This window comes from Virgibacillus halodenitrificans JCM 12304 (assembly GCF_001310895.1).
Lineage (GTDB): Bacteria > Bacillota > Bacilli > Bacillales > Amphibacillaceae > Virgibacillus_Q > Virgibacillus_Q halodenitrificans.
Map to the genome: position 1 here is coordinate 43030 of NZ_BAZS01000026.1, position 18489 is coordinate 61518.

Here is an 18489-nt window from a genome sequence, read left to right on the forward strand (position 1 = left end):
ATTAATAATAAGAGTAACTGTATATTATTTTGAATGAAAAAAATCCCAATCCTCGCTTGATGATTCGCCAAATGTGTTTCTTAAAGATATAAAAATTACTCACACCTTGCAACCTCGCAATTTTTATATAGTCCATTTGGAGCTCTCCTTTTATTTCGTCGCCAATTAACAAGGCTAATGGAGGTGTACCAATTGCAATTAGTACTAAGGCAAGCAATAGCATAAATTGAAGACTATTTTCCTGAAAAACAAAGAGCATTGGTGCAAGCAGAAAAAAGACAATAATAACAGGTGGTATAATATAGGCAATCTCCACGGCCCGTTGTACCAAATTTCTAAATCGATGAATATAAAACGCATAAATGAGCGCAAGTGCTGAAGATATAATAAAGCGAAACAAGCAGACAATAGTTACAAATAGTATTGTATATTTAGCCCCTGCTAATAAGTTATATAATAAAGGCTCTCCTATATTATTCGTTCCAAAGGGAGGCAATTCCATTGGAGAATAAGGTGGCTTGGCAATTACATTTCCGGAATCGTCCAACATAAGAGTTGGCGCCTTTTCATGTGAAACAATCAGGTCGGGAAAGAAACTAAAAAATACAAGGAACACAACAAAGCTGATTCCCCCAATTATTTTTAGATTTCCTTTACTACTCCACACCCTCATCACCTACCTCACCAAACGTCCATTTCGTTACAATAAATTCGCCCAATTTTATAAATAAATATAACGGAAAATACAACAGAACGAGAACCCACATCAATATACGGAAATCTCCAATACCATATACTTTAATAAAGCTCATGATTCCGCTTAAACGAAGGATTATTTCTAATATTAATAGACTGGAAATCATGTAAAGAAAGATATTTTTGGAGTATTGAATCAGGGTCAAAAGTGTATTTCTGAAAAGGTGAATAAAAAAGATATAGCTTTCCCTGAAACCTCTTGATTTAGAGAATAAGTAATAGTCCTTGGTCTTTTCTTCATCAATCCCAGCAGCCATATATTTAAATAGAAAAAGACTTGGTATAGAGCTTAAAGCGAGGATGGGCAGTAGATATATTGTTTCTCCACCAAATTCGTAAATTCCCAACGAAATCCCTGTTGTTTTGAAAATCCAAATAAAAAATTGAATGGATAGTAAAACAATTAATACATCAGGCATTGCTTCAATGACGAATAAAACACCTGATACTACTTTTTTTAAAGTAGCTGTCAACATGTGAAATAGATACGTAAATAAAATTGCTATCACAATGGATAAAACGAGGGAGCCTATGATAATGACTGTAGAATTGAATAACTCGTCCGCCACAGCCGAAAAGAAAGTTACTTCTTCTCCATTACTTAACGGAATAATTATCTTCTGTGGTTGAAACAAATAATAAATGCCTGACCCTAAACTTCTAAAAAAGTAAGTAAGGCTTTGAGTTTGAAATAAACCGGGTGTACAGCTGATTAACAATATAACAACTAGAATAAGAATAATTTCTTTGAAGAGCTTGGCTATATTTATTAACATACCTACTCTAAGCCCACCTGATCTTTACTGGAAAGCTTGCCGTCTCTGAATCTTAGAGTTATCCCGGAATTTGGTGCGGCACCGTTCCAGCTGTACATCGTGTTCTCATCGATATATTCAACTTCTTCTTCGTTATGTTCTTTGAAATTAATCAGATCCGGTTGGCCCAACATATCAATCACATCATCAAATTCCATTCTGTTTTCCAGTTGATTATACTGCTGGATGGTTACAGGGCCATCAGGGCTTTGACCAGCACCTTCCTCACAACTTGTCAGAAAAATAACAAATGCTGTTAATACGATAAAAAACCAATTCATTTTTTTCACAGAATTCCCCTCTCCACTAATTTTTTGTTTGTTTTGTATGTCTATGTAAATGAATTAACATTATCTGTATTTTATCATACTATTTACCAATTTATTTTAAAAAAATGAATTTTATGATATTTAATGCCGATTTAGTAAGAACCAACTATATAGAGAGCAAATAATTTTAAATGTTGATAATAGAATGCATGCTAAAAGGCTCTCCATCTCACCTGTTAGGTACTGATTGAAGAGCCTCTCTAATTTTTTTATTCAATTTACTTCCATTCAAAAGGTGTTTGCTGGTAAACATAATAATTTAACCAATTGGAGAACAATAAATGTGTATGTGCTCGCCACGTATGAGGCGGCTTTTTACTGACATCATTATTTGGATAGTAGTTTATTGGAAGATCGATTTCTAATCCTTTGTTACAGTCACGTTCATATTCCTCAGCAAGTGTTGTTGCATCATACTCCAAATGTCCAGTAATCATAATGTGGCGTCCATCCGCTGACATAATAATAAACGCTTCCCCATCCTCTGTAGAAGATAGTAGACGTAAATCAGGGTGTTCCCGTATGGCTTCGGTTGCAACCGTAGTATGCCGGGAATGGGGCGCTCGGACAACTTCGTCAAAGCCCTGAACAAGTTTCTCAGTTGGATCTGTTATGTCGTGGGTGAATATGCCGAAATACTTTTTTGATAGAGCTTCTTTTTTAATGCCGTAATGATGATATAATGCCGCCTGAGCCCCCCAGCATATATGTAAAACTGAAGTCACATGCTGCTTTGACCAATCCAGTACCTTTTGGAGTTCCTCCCAATATGTCACCTGTTCAAATTCAAGCTGCTCAATCGGGGCACCAGTAATAATCATTCCATCAAAGCGCCGCTCTTTAATTTCATCAAAGGTACAATAAAATGTATCCAAATGAGACTTGCTGGCATTTTTAGATTCATGTGTAGCCATTCGCAAAAATGTAATATTTACTTGTAGTGGCGTATTTCCCAGTAACCTTAATAGCTGAAGCTCTGTTTTTTCCTTTTGCGGCATTAGGTTCAAAATTACTATATTTAATGGGCGAATGTCCTGTGTTCTCGCTCTGTCTTCATCCATCACAAATATTTTTTCCTGTTTCAATGCTTCGCCGGCAGGCAATTCTTTCGGAATATTAATTGGCAATAGTATCTCTTCCTTTTTGTGTTTTCTGATAATTTACCTTATTATAAAGTTTCAAGGTAATTTCAGCAACCCAATTGTATATCTTATTGTTGCCTTCTATACTGAGTCTCTAAATTGAAAAGCTGTAACAGTCCCTCTTTTGGATTCTGCTACCTTCTTTTTGCATTTTTTCTATAGGATAAACGGAGTTAATAAGAAGATGCACATAATCCTCTACCAGTTGAGCGTTGTACGAGTATATCATTCTAACTTTTGTTAAACTAAATATATTGTAAATTGGAAAAGAAGGCGTTGATAAAGCTTATGAGAATATGGAAAAAATATAAGGATTCCTCCTTTGTATTAAAAATGGCCATTGGTTTTCTTGCTGGTGCCCTTGTTGGAATTCTTTTTGGTAAAGATGCGTCTATTATTAGTCCGCTTGGTACGTTATTAATTCATCTGTTAAGTTTAATTGCCATACCTGTTATTTTTCTAACGGTTGTACTGGCTGTGAATCAAATGAATATTAAGCAGCTGGGCAAAATTGGCGGCAAGCTTATTTCTTACTATATGATGACTACTGCCGCCGCTGTACTTATCGGTTTGGCACTTGCTTTGTTTTTCCGACCAGGCGCGAATCTGACCTTACCTAATGCCGATGTAGAAAAACCGGAGACGCCCCATATATCTGATGTGATTCTGGGAATAGTCCCAGAGAATATATTTCAGGCGTTTACTGCCGGTGATCTTATGTCCATTTTATTTTTAGCTATTATTATAGGTATGGGAATATCCACGATGAAATTTTCTACTGAGGAAAAGATGCGTAATTATGGAGAAATGTTGGATACATTTTTCAATGCATTGAATGAGCTATTCTTTAAAATCTTGAAAGGTGTGCTATTATATGCACCGATTGGTATATTTGCAATAAGTGCACAGGCTTTTGGCAGCCAAGGATGGAGTACGCTAGCTTCCCTTCTCAAGTTAGCCGGAGTATTTTATCTCGGTATTCTCATTCTCTGGGTAGTCGTTTATGCAGGTTTCCTTAAAATCTCAAAGACTCCTGTATTTCCTTTCTTCAAGAACACGAAAGAAGCTTACACGACAGCTTTTTTCACATCAAGTAGTATTGCTTCCTTACCTGTAGCGATTGATGCAGCTAAAAAGGCTGGGATATCAGAGCGCACGGCTAATTTCGCTCTGCCTTTGGGAGCAGTTTTCAACTCAGATGGTGGTGCGTTACGCATGGGGATCTCCCTTGTATTTGCAGCCAACATTACGAATCTCAGTTTATCACCAACGGATTTCTTCGTTATTGTTCTAATTGGTACGCTACTATCTATTGGAACTGCAGGTGTGCCAGCAGCAGGGCTTGTTACATTGTCTGCCGTATTAAGTATGTTTGGTCTTCCTCTGGAGATAGTTGCACTCATTGCTGGTGTTGATGCACTCATTGGCATGGGAGGAACCGCTTCGAATGTGTTAGGTGATATCGTAGGCGCTGCATTTGTGGACCATACCGGAAAAGAAAAAACAGCAACGTAAATCAGATTTATTGCACGTTGGGGTGGAAAACTTTATCTCGTGCATTCATAGTAGGAATGATAATAGGAATGCTGCAAACTAATGATTATCCTAATTTAAGGAAATGGATAAACTCAGTGATTTCCGCTGCAGGGGGACGCTTTCCACTTGACTTTTTTAAATAAGATATTGCAAGGGTATCTTGCTTGTACTTGACGATGTTAAGCGAGCGTTTTCACTAAATACTAAAGTTATATATTGCTACAAAGCAAAAACTAAGCGGAGGAAAATACGGAGACTTCTGGGGGAGATGAGGCATAGGTGAGACCCCGGAATGCGTTAGCATGAGGAGGCTCATCAGCCGCCCCCGAAAAGCGCAGTGTTTTCCGTAGCGGTGGTGTAACCAGATTAATATTTTAGTAATCTTTCAAGCAACAAAGCTTTTCAAAGTTACTTCGCAGTGTATATGTTTTACAAATCATTGATTTTTCCAACATACAGACCCATAAATTAAGCAAAAAAGCTCTTTCTAGGCAGAAAGAGCTTTTTTACTGTTTAATATCCAATTACATCATTATTTTTAACTAATAAAGGCTGTAGCACGTGGTGAAGAGCTACTCTTTCTTCCTGATTTAGTGGAATCATCGGTAAGCGTACATGTTTTTCTTGGAGAATGCCAAGCATGCTTAATGCTTCCTTCACTGGAGATGGGCTTGGTGCGGCAAATAAAGCTTCATCATTGGAAGAAGCTCACGATGCATTTCTGCCGCTCCTTTGACATTGCCTTGTGTAAAAGCCTGGACCATATCTTGCATTTCATTCCCTAGAATATGGGATGCAACGGAAACAACGCCATTGCCTCCTACAGACATGACAGGAAGTGTCATCCCATCGTCTCCACTGTAAACGGTAAAGGAATCGGCTGTGCGCTTGATTATTTCTGACACAGCATCCAAGTCACCACTTGCTTCTTTTACTGATACAATATTATCTATATCCGAAAGCCGGACGATTGTTTCAACAGACATGCTGACAACACTTCGACCTGGTATATTATAAAGCATTACCGGCAAGGAAGTATTTTCAGCAATTGCTTTAAAATGCTGATAAAGTCCTTCTTGTGACGGTTTATTGTAATATGGACTTACTAGCATGATGGCATCCACACCAGTTGCCTCTGCTTGTTTCGTAAGCTCAATAGAGCCATAGGTATTATTTGAGCCTGTACCTGCAATTACTGACACTCTCCCGTCCACAACCTCACTAACGAATGAAAACAAGCGTATTTTCTCCTCATTAGTTAACGTTGGCGACTCACCTGTAGTGCCTGCTACTACTAATCCATCTGAACCATTTGCAATTAAATGATTGACCAGCTTTCTTGTAGCTTCAAAATCAATTTCTCCCTGAGGAGTGAATGGGGTTACCATTGCAGTCAATACCTGACCAAAATTCATGATCCTCACACCCTTTTCTATTATTAATTGCAGAGGTGTTTAGAGCTATTAATCATCAGCAAAAAACAGCAACGAAGGGTCGCTGCTGTTAGAAACATATTCGATGATTGTTTCCTTTACGATAGCCCTCCATATAGTCACCTATATGACAGTCCTGTATTTATTCAATACAGACCCAGCCTTAAGATATATGAGCTTCTTAAAGCTTCGGCAAATTCCCCTTTCCACAATGTTCACAGGAACCCATTTTCCTCCGATTGTGTACTGATGTTATTTGCACCTCTATCCCCAAATCGATTATATAGAAATGGGAAATTATTTAATTGCCTTAACTATAGCAGAAAATGCCAAGGTCCGCAATTATAATTTATATACCCCTTTTAACCGATAATGACACGTTCTTTTGGATTATCATAGGATACATCTCTATTTCTCCGATTAAATAATAAAATAAATGACAGAATTCCTATTCTTCCAATGAACATAAGCGAAATGATTATAAGCTTTCCGACTGTGCTTAAATCAGCCGTAATCCCCATGGAGAGACCGGTTGTACCGAATGCAGAACATACTTCGAACAGGATCTGCAGTGTAGTAAATGGCTCAATTGCAGATAAAATAACAGTCGCCGAAAAACAAATAAGGATGGCTAATAACGTGACAATTACTGATTTTCGCTCATCCTCTTCATGAAGCTGCCTGCCAAAAACTCGGATCTTTTTATGCCCTCTGGCAAAGGAGATCAGCATAAGTATATTAACTGCAAAGGTTGTTGTTCTTACTCCACCTCCTACAGAACTTGGCGAGGCCCCGATAAACATTAATAAACAAATAATCAGTAATGTAGCTTCAGAAAACTGACTTACATCCATCGTTGCCAGTCCACCGTTTCTAGTTGTGGCAGATTGAAAAAACGCATAGAAAAAGGATTCATGCCAGCTCTTGCCAGACAAAAAATGATTTGCTTCAAATACCAGAATAGCCAGGGTTCCAAATACCATTAAAGAAAAAAACGTGATAACCGTCAGTTTTGTATATAAAGAGAAGTGATGTCTCATTTTCTTTTTATCCAGAATATAACTTTTTAGTTCAATTAACACCGGAAAACCAATAGCTCCTAAAGTTAATAAAAGAATAGTCACAAACTGAACAAAGTAATCATTAGCGAATGGAATTAAAGAATCCCCCGTTATATCAAAACCGGCATTCGTCGTAGCACTAACAGATGCAAACAAACCTTGCAAGTATGCTTCCTGCCATGTCGGGAAGTAATTTAAAAAATACGTTCCAAGAATTAGTGCGCCAAAAAATTCAATAAGAAGAATAATGCCTAAAATCTGTTTCATTAATGTGACAAGTCCGGATAAGTTCGTTTGATTTTGATCTGTCATAATTAATTGTCTTTCTTTTAAACCAATCCGCTTCCGCAATAGTAACCAAATAAACGTCCCAAGGGTCATAATTCCGATACCGCCAAATTGAAGAACAAACATTAATATAAATATCCCTGTAGTACTAAATGTATCTACAATAGGTACAACAGATAAACCAGTAACACTTACAGCACTTGCTGCAGTAAAAACAACATCGACAAAGCTCCAACTCACACCAGGCTTAAGCGCAATTGGTAAGCTTAATAAAATAGTTGATACAATGACTGCTAATAGATAGAATGATACGATAAGCTGTGCTGGTTTTAAATGCAGCTTGTTTAGAAATTTGACCAAATAAAACCCATCTCCTCCATAAATGGAATGATGACTTATTATACTGCTATAAGACTTCCTTTTCCAGTGTTTCTTTGCCAATTAAATAAAGAATACTTACTTGTAATTTAAAATTCTTCACTTTAACAACTCTGCTAAGAATTCACTAAACCAAATTGTACATTGATACGTTTGCTTCCACTCAGGTACGCCGTCCTCTTGGGCCCAACATGCGTAGAGGGTAGATAGCGCCACTGCTGCTTTTAACAGCCGCTTCTCCTCCAGTTGAAGAAGCTCACTTAATCTTTTTACCCTATATCGCAACACATATCTCTGATTTGACTTCCCTTCCAATTTATTAATCAGAAACGACACTGTATCATAATACTCATCTCCAATAACTCCCTTTGGATCAATGGCCAGCCACCCTTTATGCATTGAATATAAAATATTTTCATGATGTAAATCACCATGTAGCAATGCTGCTCCTTTCGTCGTTTGGTTTATCTCTTCTATGTACTGTTCAGCCAGAAGTAGGTGTTCTTCCTTAATCCTATCTCCTTCTCTATAGGTTTTACGATATGTTGTAATTCCTTGAAACCAATCTGCAATGAACGGTGTTTGCTGCTTTTCCTGTCGAGGTATTGGTCTGCGAATTGCCTTCCACACGTTTACAAATTGCTCTAATTGCTCTTCTTCCGTTTCTAATGTGTCAAGCATAGTACCCGGTTGTAGCTGTTCCAGTAGCATAACCCCCTCTTCTGGTACAGCTTTTATTACACGGGCACAGCCTGTCCCATTATAAATTTGTACTGTGCGTATTTCATTAGCAAAGTCAGCATTTGGCACCCCAAGCTTCAATATATAAGGATTCCCCTCTGTATCTGTCACGTTTAAGACATAATTGTAAGACAGATTCGTTACCGGCCCATGATTAACTAGCTTCCACTTATGTAAATAGATATCCACCCGCTTTGGTAACAGGTTTAACCACTTTTCCCCTTCCTTGCCGAACGCATTATTTATCTTTGTTTGAAATGCCTGGGGCATTTGCATGTTTCTATTCTCCTCCACCCAAAATCCGTTTTACTTTACTCTAAACGATATTGACACATATGGAAAGCGCATACTTTTGTTTATCGCATTAGTCTTTAGGCAATGGATATACTAAATAAATAATTCATTGAATTAGAAAGGGTTATTTTATGCAAGATTTGGATTTACACCATGTATTTGAACTTGGCCTGATTATGATTATGATCGCAGCAGGCATTACTGCTATTGCTAAAAAATTCAAGAAACCATACCCTATTGCACTTGTTATTGTAGGAGCCATCATCGGATTATCAGATATCACCGTTTTAAAACCATTAAAGGACTTCATTACAGAAGGAGAAGTGTTTAATTTTGTTATCATCACATTGTTTCTACCTGCTTTACTAGGTGAAGCTGCATTAAAGCTTCCCTTTTCTCATTTGAATGAAAACAAGGCACCAATACTAACGTTAGCATTTGGAGGGACATTCTTATCCTTTCTCATTATTGGCTTTTTATCAATGGGCTTATTGGACTTCCCAATCGCAGCCGCTTTCGTATTTGCGGCAATTATGAGTGCGACTGATCCTGTCAGTGTCCTCTCCATTTTCAAAGGCCTTGGAGTAAACAAAAAGCTGGCAACCATCATTGAAGGTGAAAGTTTGTTTAATGACGGTCTGGCTGTTGTTTTATTCAATATTTCTGCCTTTTCCCTCATTACCTATCTTGATTTGGGTCTGGAAGGCGCAGGTCTTGGTGTATGGGAGTTTATTAAAGTAATCTCCTTGGGTCTAATTATTGGTGGTGCTCTTGGATTTGGCTTTTCACGTTTAACCAGATATTTTGACGATTATCCTCTCGAAATTATTTTCAGTATTATACTTTTTTATGGAGCTTTTTTACTCGCAGAGAGTTTTCATGCTTCTGGGGTAATAGCGGTAGTTGTCGCTGCACTTGTATTCGGAAACTACGGTGGAAAGATTGGTATGAGTCCGACCACGAAATTGAATATAAATAATTTTTGGGATGTTACTGCATTGCTTGCTAATTCCCTTGTATTTCTCATGGTTGGATTGGAAATAACCAGGATAGATGTACATGATAAATGGGGGTTAATTTCCCTGGCCATACTTATTGTCTTTATTGCCAGAAGCCTAGCTGTATACACCAGTTTGTTATTTATCAAAAATATCCCCACTTCCTGGAAGCATATTTTTAACTGGGGCGGATTAAAGGGGTCTCTTTCTATTGCGCTAGTTCTAAGCCTCCCTAGAGACTTTCCCGGACGTGAAGATATATTAATTGTGGCATTCAGTGTTGTTCTATTCTCTCTTGTCATCCAAGGTCTTACTATTAAAGGACTGTTATCTTGGCTCGGAATTAGCCGTAAGCGTGAGGGCCATGAAGAGTATGAGGAGATTATTGCACATTCTCATCAATATGAAGCTGCTATCCAAGAAATAAACAAGGTAAAGAAAAATTTATTTATCGCTGAGCCCGTATCCGCTGAGATTGTTCATGCATATAAAGAAAAATTGGATAAGCTCCATGAAGAAATGCATCAGCTCCTGGAAAAATATCCAAACTTAAAACAGGAACAGCAAATTGTCTTAAGAAAATATGCGCTATATGCTCAACATGAAGCGGTTGAATTACTTGAAACAAATGATGTGATTTCAAGTGAAATTGCAGAAAAGGAGAAAGAAGCAGTAACGGAAAAATTAGTGGAATTGGAAGAGGAGGATTAATTTATAGTATCGAACTCTATTATGTATGGATTGGAGGCTGGGACAAAAGAATTTTATACATTGAAAATCCGAACCGATTCGTACTACTAATGAATCATGGTTTGGATTCTTTTTGTAACAAATTAGCGGAGGTAAAACGCGTAGACTCCAGTGGGAGAAAAAGCCTAGATTAGACTCCGGAGTGCGTAGCACGAGGAGGCTTAGCAGCGCCCACGGAAAGCGAAGCGTTTTTCCGGAGCGGGGTTCCCATACTTTAGATCGTTCGTCTTTATAATAGCTCTATTTAGTTATGTCCCAGTCTCCAAAAATAAAAATAGCGGGCAAAATCATCCGTTGATGACCTTACCCACTAATCTTAGTTTGTTTTTAATAGTATACATAGTTTTTTGCTCTAAACTTCTCTAGTGGGCTACCTCCACTTCATCCACATGAGAAATATGCTTGGTATTGTACCAAATAAACATCACGGATAGAAAAACAAACACAGCTGCCACAACAAAAGGCATGCTTGAATTAAATACTTCCGCAAGCTTACCGGCAAGATATGGTGCGATGGCTCCTCCAATAAACCGAAGAAAGCTATATGCGGCTGAAGCGGTAGACCGTTCCACAGGACTTGCATTCATTACAGCAGTCGTTATTAAGGTGTTGTTATTACCAAGTAAAGCCCCTGCAACAATGACAGCCGCAATGACAACCCACTGGATCGATGTCCAGATTCCCATAGCTAGAAGAAGTAATGCAAATAAAGTCAGCATGGCACACATTGATTTTACTGTCCCAAATCGATGCTGCAGTTTTGGTGCCATGAACACAGAGGTGACTGCCAATAAAATCCCCCAACCAAGAAATACGTAGCCAAGACCACGTTCATCCAACCCTAATACAAAAGGGGCATATGCCAATAGTGTAAAAAAGCCAAAGTTATATAATGCTGCCGCAATACCAAACACAAGCAAAGAACGATGCTTCAATGCCCGGAAAGGATCAAGAATCGAAGTCTTCTTTGTTTCAGTTGTGACCTTTTCGGATTTAGGCATTAAAATAGATAAACCAATAAAAGCAATGACCATTAAGGTGGCCACACCAAGGAAAGGCCCTCTCCAGGAGATGGCGCCTAACTCTCCACCGATTAATGGACCTACGGAAATCCCCAGTCCAATAGCGGCCTCATATAATATAATTGCTTTGGCATTTCCACTTTTAGAAAGAGTAACAATAGCTGTTAAAGCTGTTGCTACAAATAAGGCATTACCAAGTCCCCAGCCACCTCGCAAGCCGACAAGCTCCCAGATTCCATTGGAAAGACCACCCAAAGCAGAAAATAGGGCAATAATCACAATCCCGGACAAGAGAGTGTTTTTCATACCAATACGTGAAGTAATAGTTCCTGTTACAAGCATGGCGACTGCCATTACAGCATTATAACTCGTAAACAGCAAGGCCGTCTGACTTTCTGTCGCTTCTAGCTGATTTGATATGGCAGGCAGTATCGGGTCAACCAGACCAAGACCCATAAATGCGATAATTGACGCAAAAAAAACAGCCCATACGGCTTTTGGTTGTTTTAATAAGCTTGATTCTTTTTCTATTGTTGTTGATGTCATAAAAAATCCCCTATCCTATGAAAATAATATTACTTATAAAAAACGTTGAAATGCATGGCGGATCACATCACCACGGCTAATAATTCCTACTAGCTTCTCATCTTTTTCTACCGGTAGTTTTTTAATTTGTTTTTTACCTAATATAGCTGCAACGTTCTCTATGTGCGCAGTTACATCTACTTTAACTATTTTCTTTTTTGCCAGTTTCATTACATTCAGATCCAACACATGCTGGATACGTGCCTCGAAATTCTCTTTATCTCCTTTAAAAACAGTAACGTTATATAAGGAATCAACGAAAATATCCTTATGTTTGCCAATATAACGCATAATGTCACCATCGCTTATATAGCCAACTATTTTCTCTTCATCATTAATTACCGGAAGACCACTAATACGATAATCAATAAAATAATTTATCACGGAACGAATCGTATCTTTCTGGTTAACTTTATAAACATCAGAAATCATTACTTCCTCTGCTATCATTTCCACGCATCCTTTCTACAATTCGTAAAGCTCATTTAGTTGCACTGTACAACTATTTACTTGTATAATACAACTAAACGAGGATTATTGTCAAGTTTTCCTTGCTGAATCATGCTATCATGTAGTTAAGAAGATCTTCACAGAGGTGAAAAATATGAAGAGACAAGCTTTGGAAACCATTGAAAACGAAGTGACTGATTTCATAAGACGCATCGTTTTGTCAGAAAGACGGGACGGGAGCCTGGATCGATCTAGCTTTGTTATTTTACGTCAACTTACTACTCATGGGCCTGCAGGTGTTAAATCATTGGCTAAAGAATTGAACCTTGATATCTCAACAATCAGCAGACAAGCTGCGACTCTTGTAGATAAGCAATATGTAGAAAAAGTTCCCAATCCGGATGATGGCAGGGCATTCTTTTATCAAATTACGGAGCCGGGTGAAAAAATGCTGGACGAGAACAGGAAGAGACGCTTTGCAGGATTGGAGCGGGCACTCGAGGAATGGACCGAGGAAGAATGTGAGTCTTTCGCCCATTTATTGAAAAAATATAATCATTCGGTAATAAAGGAAAAGAATAAAAAACAGAGTGATGGCTAAGAATTTCAAATGAGCTAAAAAGAGCCTAACTCCTTTTTCTTATGTTTCTTCCATTTGTGTATAGGGAATTTATCCTATATAGAAAAAAGAAGGACAGGGAGGAATTCACATGACCATCGATTGGGCAGCCACACAGGTATATAATACCATCATGTGTGTGGCAGCAGGAGTAGGATTATTATTGATTTTGCGTTTTTTAAAACGACTTAGACAAAATAAAATAGGTCAACTGGAAGGATGGGCAATGGGATTTGGCGTACTAGGCTTTATATTAGTACTTACTGGTGCCCATATGAGTTTAACCTGGCCGTTGGCTGAGATTGGTTTCCCGTTTGATGATATTATCTTTGGCGAACCTTCCTTAGCATTTGGAGTGCTATTATTTGCTGCAGCCATTTTACTTTGGAGGAAATCCAATGTATACATGAAACAAGGAATTAACCCAAAAGATCGCAAAGCCGTTTCGGAGCAGCTAAAAGGGGACCTACCTGACTTAATGAAGCCAATGTCATATTTTGGTGCAGCGATGGGCCTTGCTTTAATTGCCATTGGAATTGCCGGGGTTACGTACCAGCTATTTGCAGCACCACCTCAAGAGCCTATTTCGGGTGCTTTTGCCGAATACCCAATGGTCGAAGCAATCTTCATCTCCGCTCTTTACGCCCTTACTGGAATTGGAGCTTTTCTATTTACCTTTACTTTAAAATTGAAGCCGGCAAAATGGATAATCCGAGTATCGTATAGCTGCATGTATGTATCTGGTCTTCTATTGACGGCATTCGGTATCATGAATTACTTTACTCATATCGGATTAATTGTAAATACAATGTAAGACGAAAAAACCTTGCACCCTTTTCATAGAAAGGCTGCAAGGTTTTTTTATTGCTCTAAAAGAAGGGGAGACATGCTGGAGAGCCTATCATAAACGGGATGATAGACATTGGGAGACGGATTTCATGCGGGAATGTCTTTCATAAGTGCGATGACGGACATTGCGAGACGGATTTCATGCGGGAATGTCTTTCATGATGCCGATGACGGACATTGGGGGCAGGTTTTCATGCGGGATTGTCTTTCATGATGCCGATGACGGACATTGGGCGCTCAATTTCATGCGGGAATGTCTTTCATGATGCCGATGACGGACATTGGGTGTAGGTTTTCAAGCGGCATTGTCTATCATAAGTACAATGACGGACATTGCGACTCTGAAATCGAACGGCAATGTCCATCATAATACTTTTCAAATAAATCATTCACTCTCATTGATCGTTAATGAATGTTTTTGATTGAAAATGGTTGAATTTTATTCTGTACGGAGCTATAATAGAAATATAATTAATGAAAGCGTTTTAGGAGATGATCTTTTGTTGGAATCAGAGCGTCATCAAATTATTATAGATAGTTTAAAAGAAAAGCATACTGTTAAACTTCAAGAGTTAGTGGAGCTGACACAGTCGTCAGAATCAACTATTCGCAGAGACCTCACACAGCTTGAAGAGAAAAAATATTTAAAGAGAGTTCATGGGGGAGCTTCCAGCCTGCAGGGGAAGCTACAGGAACCAAGTATGATAGAGAAATCATCCAAAAACCTTCAAACAAAACAAAAAATAGCCGTGTACGCTGCAAGTTTAATAGAAGAGGGGGACAGTATTTATCTTGATGCAGGTTCCACAATATTTGAACTCATCCCTCATCTTCCTGAAAAAATTGTTGTCGTTACAAACGGATTAATGCATGTAGACAAACTTTTGGAAAGAAATATTCCGACATATGTTCTAGGTGGTTATGCTAAACCGAAGACAAAGGCAATGATCGGAAGAGGTACGCTTGACAGCTTGCAGCAATATCGTTTTGATAAATGTTTTATGGGTGTAAATGGAATCCATCCACAATTCGGATATACCACTCCCGATCAAGAGGAGGCCCAAGTTAAACAACTTGCTATATCTCTCTCCAGAGAAGCTTATGTACTTGCTGATGATTCCAAGTTCTCGGAGATCGCTTTTTCAAAAATAAGCGACTTGCATACCGCAACTATTATTACGAACCAGATTGAAACAGATACAGAAGAACAGCTAAGCACTAAAACGAAAATAAAGGTGGTTACACCATGATCTATACACTAACACTTAACCCGTCTCTCGATTATATTTTGCAAATGGACCAAGTGCATTTGGGAGAGTTGAACCGAACGAGCAGTGAAGCTAAGTACCCCGGAGGAAAGGGAATTAATGTATCTCAAGTATTGAATACATTAGGAGTACAAAGTGAAGCTCTCGGCTTCCTTGGTGGATTCACTGGAAAATATATTGAAGATTACCTGCAATCTAAGCAGATTAAAACCAATTTTGTCTATGTGGAAGAAGATACACGCATTAACGTGAAGCTGAGGGCAAATGAAGAAACGGAAATAAATGCGAAGGGGCCTGCCATCACGGAGGCGAATTTAAAGGAACTTGAGCGCCGGATTAGCAATCTAACCAGCGAAGATATGCTTATTCTGGCCGGAAGCATTCCATCCAGTCTACCATCAACCATCTATGAAAAGTTAGTGAAGCTATGTCACCAAAATGGCGCTGCTTTTGTAGTAGATGCAGAAGGAGATTTGCTTAAAAAGGTACTGCCATATCAGCCTTTTTTAATCAAACCAAATCATCATGAGCTTGGCGATCTATTTAATGTCACGATTTCCTCGTGTGAAGATGCCATTCCTTATGGCCGGGAGCTTGTTAAACAAGGAGCCCAGCATGTCATTGTCTCTCTTGCAGGGGAAGGCGCTGTCTTTATTAGTAAGGATGTCTGTTATATTGCCACAGTCCCCAAAGGAGAAGTCAAAGGATCTGTAGGAGCGGGAGATTCGATGGTAGCAGGATTTGTTGCAACATATCTTAAAACAAGAGCAGTGAAGGAAGCTTTCCAATACAGTGTAGCTGCAGGCAGTGCTACAACATTTTCGAACGGGTTATGCAGTAAAGAGAAAGTTGAGAGTCTGTTGCCACAGGTAAAACTAACAAACCAGATGGAGGAGAATGGACATGAGAATAACTGAACTGTTAACCAAAGACACCATTAATCTTTCTTTAAGTAGTTCCAATAAGCTGGATACAGTCGAAGAATTAGTATCCGTATTGGAAAAGGCTGGGAAATTATCAGATCGAGCAGAGTTTAAACAACAGATTTTAAATAGAGAAGAACAAAGTACAACAGGAATTGGTGATGGGATTGCCATTCCACACGCAAAAACAAAGGCTGTAAAGCAACCTGCCATTGCGTTTGGAAGATCTGTATGTGGTATAGAATATGAATCACTAGATGGACAGCCCTCTCATTTATTTTTCATGATTGCAGCACCAGAAGGGGCAAACGATACTCACTTACAAGCACTCGCAAGACTATCTACAATCTTAATGCGTGAAGAGGTACGCAAACAGCTTTTGGAAGCAAAAACAGAGGATGACATTCTTTCCATCATTAATCACTATGATGAAAGTGATAAAGAAGAAGAAAAACCCACAGCCACTCATGACGATAAACCTTTTGTCGTTGCAGTGACTGCATGTCCAACTGGAATTGCTCATACGTATATGTCTGCTGATTCCCTCAAATCAAAAGCAGAAGAAATGGGCGTGGATATAAAGGTAGAGACAAATGGTTCCGGGGGAGCTAAAAACGTTCTGACGGCAGAGGATATTGAAAAGGCAATTGCTGTCATTGTTGCAGCAGATACCAATGTTGCCATGAGCCGCTTCAGTGGTAAGCATGTCATTGAAGTTCCTGTAGCAGAGGGGATTCGCAAGCCTAAAGAATTAATTGATCGGGCTTTAAAGCAAGAGGCAGCAATATATAAAAGCAATGATTCCAGTGCCGATGATCAAGAAGAACAAAAAGGAAAAAGCATTGGCGCAACAATTTATAAGCATCTAATGAGTGGGGTTTCCAATATGCTTCCATTCGTTATTGGTGGAGGAATTTTGATTGCGTTAGGCTTCCTATTTGGTGTAAATGCACATGATCCAAATGATCCATCTTATTCGGTAATTGCTGAAGCATTAAATACGATCGGTGGCGGCAATGCGTTTGCCTGATGATTCCAGTATTGGCTGGTTTTATTGCAATGAGTATTGCTGATCGTCCAGGTTTTGCACCCGGTATGGTTGGCGGTTTAATGGCAGCAAGTAGTGGCGCAGGCTTTCTCGGAGGTATTGTAGCAGGTTTCCTTGGTGGTTATTTGGTTGTGGGTCTTAAAAAAGCACTGTCCGGACTACCATCTTCATTAGAAGGAATCAAAACGATCCTGCTTTATCCATTACTCGGAATTGCCATTACCGGCTTCCTTATGTTCTTTGTTGTCAATAAACCATTTAGTCTTTTAAATACTGCAATCTCAGATTGGTTGACTGGCCTTGGCACAGGCAATGCTGTATTTCTCGGAATTGTACTTGGGCTTATGATGGCATTTGATATGGGTGGTCCCGTCAATAAAGCAGCATATTTATTTGGTACGGGGTTAATTGCAAGTGGCGTGTACGAACCTATGGCAGCGATTATGGCTGCAGGTATGGTTCCTCCATTAGCAATTGCAATCGCAACAACTATATTTCGTAATAAATTTAACCAGCAAGAACGTGAGGCTGGGAAAGTAAACTATATTATGGGCTTATCTTTTATTACAGAAGGGGCAATTCCCTTTGCTGCAGCAGACCCGCTTCGGGTTATTCCATCTCTTATGGTCGGTTCTGCTGTGACCGGAGGTTTAAGTATGATGTTCAATATCGGACTGCAAGCTCCTCATGGCGGTATCTTTGTATTCCCACTTGTAGAAGGCGGCTGGCTTCTATATCTACTAGCTGTAGTCATTGGCTCTATCGTATCTGCAGTTTTACTTGGCTTATTGAAAAAACGTGTGGATAACCAAGCTTAAAAAGATTGGTAATTTATGAAGCGCTGTTTAGCAACACCGAGGCCCCTGGCAATAAAAGTGTGCATCGGTGTTGCTTTTTATGCAGGGAGGAAGGGCTTAACCGTTCTCGTCTTTGACAACATGATTAGAAGCACGATGAAGTTAGAGCAAAGGCCGCTTTTAGTCGGCCTTCCCTCCTAATAGCTTTATAAAAAGAACATAGTATAAAAACAACCTTGTAACCTTTCTATGAAAAGACTGCAAGGTTATTTTGTTACTCCGATGAATGCTCCTTACAGACGTAAGAGACATTGGAAGCGCGATGATGGACATTTAGACCTCGAAATCACATGGCAATGTCTTTCATGATACCAATGACGGACATTGAGAGCGCAAAATCGCATGGC

The 18489-nt window shown here is 39.0% G+C and carries 14 protein-coding genes, 2 pseudogenes and 1 riboswitch; of the genes and pseudogenes, 7 read left to right on the forward strand and 9 right to left on the reverse strand.

The features are described from left to right. Position 1: 1 nt before the first annotated feature. From JCM12304_RS13510 to metA, 4 genes are all read right to left on the reverse strand, one after another. Positions 2–673, reverse strand: a complete 672-nt coding sequence (locus tag JCM12304_RS13510) for an ABC transporter permease subunit (protein ID WP_060680949.1) — start codon at positions 671–673, stop codon at positions 2–4. Then, entirely contained in the window at positions 657–1532 is an 876-nt protein-coding gene (locus JCM12304_RS13515) for an ABC transporter permease subunit (RefSeq protein WP_060680950.1), read from the reverse strand. Before JCM12304_RS13515 ends, JCM12304_RS13510 begins: the two co-directional genes overlap by 17 nt. Positions 1533–1534: 2 nt before the next feature. Next, positions 1535–1852, reverse strand: a complete 318-nt coding sequence (locus JCM12304_RS13520; protein WP_157360464.1) for a DUF3862 domain-containing protein — start codon at positions 1850–1852, stop codon at positions 1535–1537. Between the two features lie 266 nt (positions 1853–2118). Then, entirely contained in the window at positions 2119–3027 is a 909-nt protein-coding gene (metA, locus tag JCM12304_RS13525; protein ID WP_060680954.1) for a homoserine O-acetyltransferase MetA, read from the reverse strand. A gap of 303 nt (positions 3028–3330) precedes the next feature. Here metA and JCM12304_RS13530 point away from each other — a divergent pair, with 303 nt between their 5' ends. After that, positions 3331–4557 (forward strand): dicarboxylate/amino acid:cation symporter, encoded by a 1227-nt coding sequence (locus JCM12304_RS13530; RefSeq protein ID WP_060680956.1) that lies wholly within the window; start codon positions 3331–3333, stop codon positions 4555–4557. A gap of 534 nt (positions 4558–5091) precedes the next feature. Here the strand turns inward: JCM12304_RS13530 and dapA are convergent. The 3 genes and pseudogenes from dapA to JCM12304_RS13545 all read right to left on the reverse strand — a co-directional run bounded on the left by dapA (position 5092) and on the right by JCM12304_RS13545 (position 8755). Next, a pseudogene (gene dapA / locus JCM12304_RS13535) lies at positions 5092–5996 on the reverse strand (4-hydroxy-tetrahydrodipicolinate synthase). 111 nt (positions 5997–6107) lie between these two features. Beyond that, a riboswitch (Lysine riboswitch) is annotated at positions 6108–6286 on the reverse strand. 87 nt (positions 6287–6373) lie between these two features. Beyond that, positions 6374–7720 carry a TrkH family potassium uptake protein gene (locus JCM12304_RS13540; protein WP_019375906.1) on the reverse strand — a complete coding sequence of 449 codons (1347 nt, stop codon included), beginning with the start codon at positions 7718–7720 and terminating at the stop codon, positions 6374–6376. 117 nt (positions 7721–7837) lie between these two features. Further along, entirely contained in the window at positions 7838–8755 is a 918-nt protein-coding gene (locus JCM12304_RS13545) for an aminoglycoside phosphotransferase family protein (RefSeq protein ID WP_060680958.1), read from the reverse strand. 149 nt (positions 8756–8904) lie between these two features. On the opposite strand from JCM12304_RS13545, the gene JCM12304_RS13550 reads away from it, so the two are divergent. After that, positions 8905–10482 (forward strand): cation:proton antiporter, encoded by a 1578-nt coding sequence (locus JCM12304_RS13550; RefSeq protein WP_060680961.1) that lies wholly within the window; start codon positions 8905–8907, stop codon positions 10480–10482. A gap of 401 nt (positions 10483–10883) precedes the next feature. On the opposite strand, the gene JCM12304_RS13555 is transcribed toward JCM12304_RS13550, so the two are convergent. Both JCM12304_RS13555 and JCM12304_RS13560 read right to left on the reverse strand, forming a co-directional pair. Then, a complete protein-coding gene (locus JCM12304_RS13555) occupies positions 10884–12089 on the reverse strand; it encodes an MFS transporter (RefSeq protein ID WP_060680963.1) in 1206 nt (401 codons plus the stop codon). A gap of 33 nt (positions 12090–12122) precedes the next feature. Continuing rightward, the gene (locus JCM12304_RS13560) at positions 12123–12578 is read right to left on the reverse strand and encodes a CBS domain-containing protein (RefSeq protein ID WP_060680965.1); all 456 of its coding nucleotides are present in this window, start codon (positions 12576–12578) and stop codon (positions 12123–12125) included. A 154-nt stretch (positions 12579–12732) separates the two neighbouring features. Between JCM12304_RS13560 and JCM12304_RS13565 the strand changes: the two genes are divergently transcribed. The 5 genes and pseudogenes from JCM12304_RS13565 (at position 12733) to JCM12304_RS13585 (ending at position 18103) form a co-directional block, all read left to right on the forward strand. Further along, a complete protein-coding gene (locus JCM12304_RS13565; protein WP_060680967.1) occupies positions 12733–13179 on the forward strand; it encodes a MarR family winged helix-turn-helix transcriptional regulator in 447 nt (148 codons plus the stop codon). Between the two features lie 109 nt (positions 13180–13288). Continuing rightward, on the forward strand, positions 13289–14011 hold the full coding sequence (locus tag JCM12304_RS13570) for a DUF981 family protein (RefSeq protein WP_060680969.1): 723 nt from the start codon (positions 13289–13291) through the stop codon (positions 14009–14011). 535 nt (positions 14012–14546) lie between these two features. Continuing rightward, the gene (locus JCM12304_RS13575; protein ID WP_060680971.1) at positions 14547–15296 is read left to right on the forward strand and encodes a DeoR/GlpR family DNA-binding transcription regulator; all 750 of its coding nucleotides are present in this window, start codon (positions 14547–14549) and stop codon (positions 15294–15296) included. Beyond that, positions 15293–16231 carry a 1-phosphofructokinase gene (pfkB, locus tag JCM12304_RS13580; protein WP_060680973.1) on the forward strand — a complete coding sequence of 313 codons (939 nt, stop codon included), beginning with the start codon at positions 15293–15295 and terminating at the stop codon, positions 16229–16231. Before JCM12304_RS13575 ends, pfkB begins: the two co-directional genes overlap by 4 nt. Next, positions 16218–18103: pseudogene (locus tag JCM12304_RS13585) on the forward strand (PTS fructose transporter subunit IIABC). The gene pfkB and the pseudogene JCM12304_RS13585 overlap by 14 nt, the downstream one beginning before the upstream one ends. Positions 18104–18489: the final 386 nt, after the last annotated feature.

Coding starts and splice junctions, on each gene's coding strand:
- JCM12304_RS13530 (WP_060680956.1), top strand. CDS start 3,331: ATGAGAATATGGAAAAAATATAAGGATTCCTCCTTTGTATTAAAAATG.
- JCM12304_RS13555 (WP_060680963.1), bottom strand. CDS start 12,089: ATGACATCAACAACAATAGAAAAAGAATCAAGCTTATTAAAACAACCA.
- JCM12304_RS13515 (WP_060680950.1), bottom strand. CDS start 1,532: ATGTTAATAAATATAGCCAAGCTCTTCAAAGAAATTATTCTTATTCTA.
- JCM12304_RS13570 (WP_060680969.1), top strand. CDS start 13,289: ATGACCATCGATTGGGCAGCCACACAGGTATATAATACCATCATGTGT.
- JCM12304_RS13565 (WP_060680967.1), top strand. CDS start 12,733: ATGAAGAGACAAGCTTTGGAAACCATTGAAAACGAAGTGACTGATTTC.
- pfkB (WP_060680973.1), top strand. CDS start 15,293: ATGATCTATACACTAACACTTAACCCGTCTCTCGATTATATTTTGCAA.
- JCM12304_RS13520 (WP_157360464.1), bottom strand. CDS start 1,852: ATGAATTGGTTTTTTATCGTATTAACAGCATTTGTTATTTTTCTGACA.
- JCM12304_RS13560 (WP_060680965.1), bottom strand. CDS start 12,578: ATGATAGCAGAGGAAGTAATGATTTCTGATGTTTATAAAGTTAACCAG.
- JCM12304_RS13545 (WP_060680958.1), bottom strand. CDS start 8,755: ATGCAAATGCCCCAGGCATTTCAAACAAAGATAAATAATGCGTTCGGC.
- JCM12304_RS13550 (WP_060680961.1), top strand. CDS start 8,905: ATGCAAGATTTGGATTTACACCATGTATTTGAACTTGGCCTGATTATG.
- JCM12304_RS13510 (WP_060680949.1), bottom strand. CDS start 673: ATGAGGGTGTGGAGTAGTAAAGGAAATCTAAAAATAATTGGGGGAATC.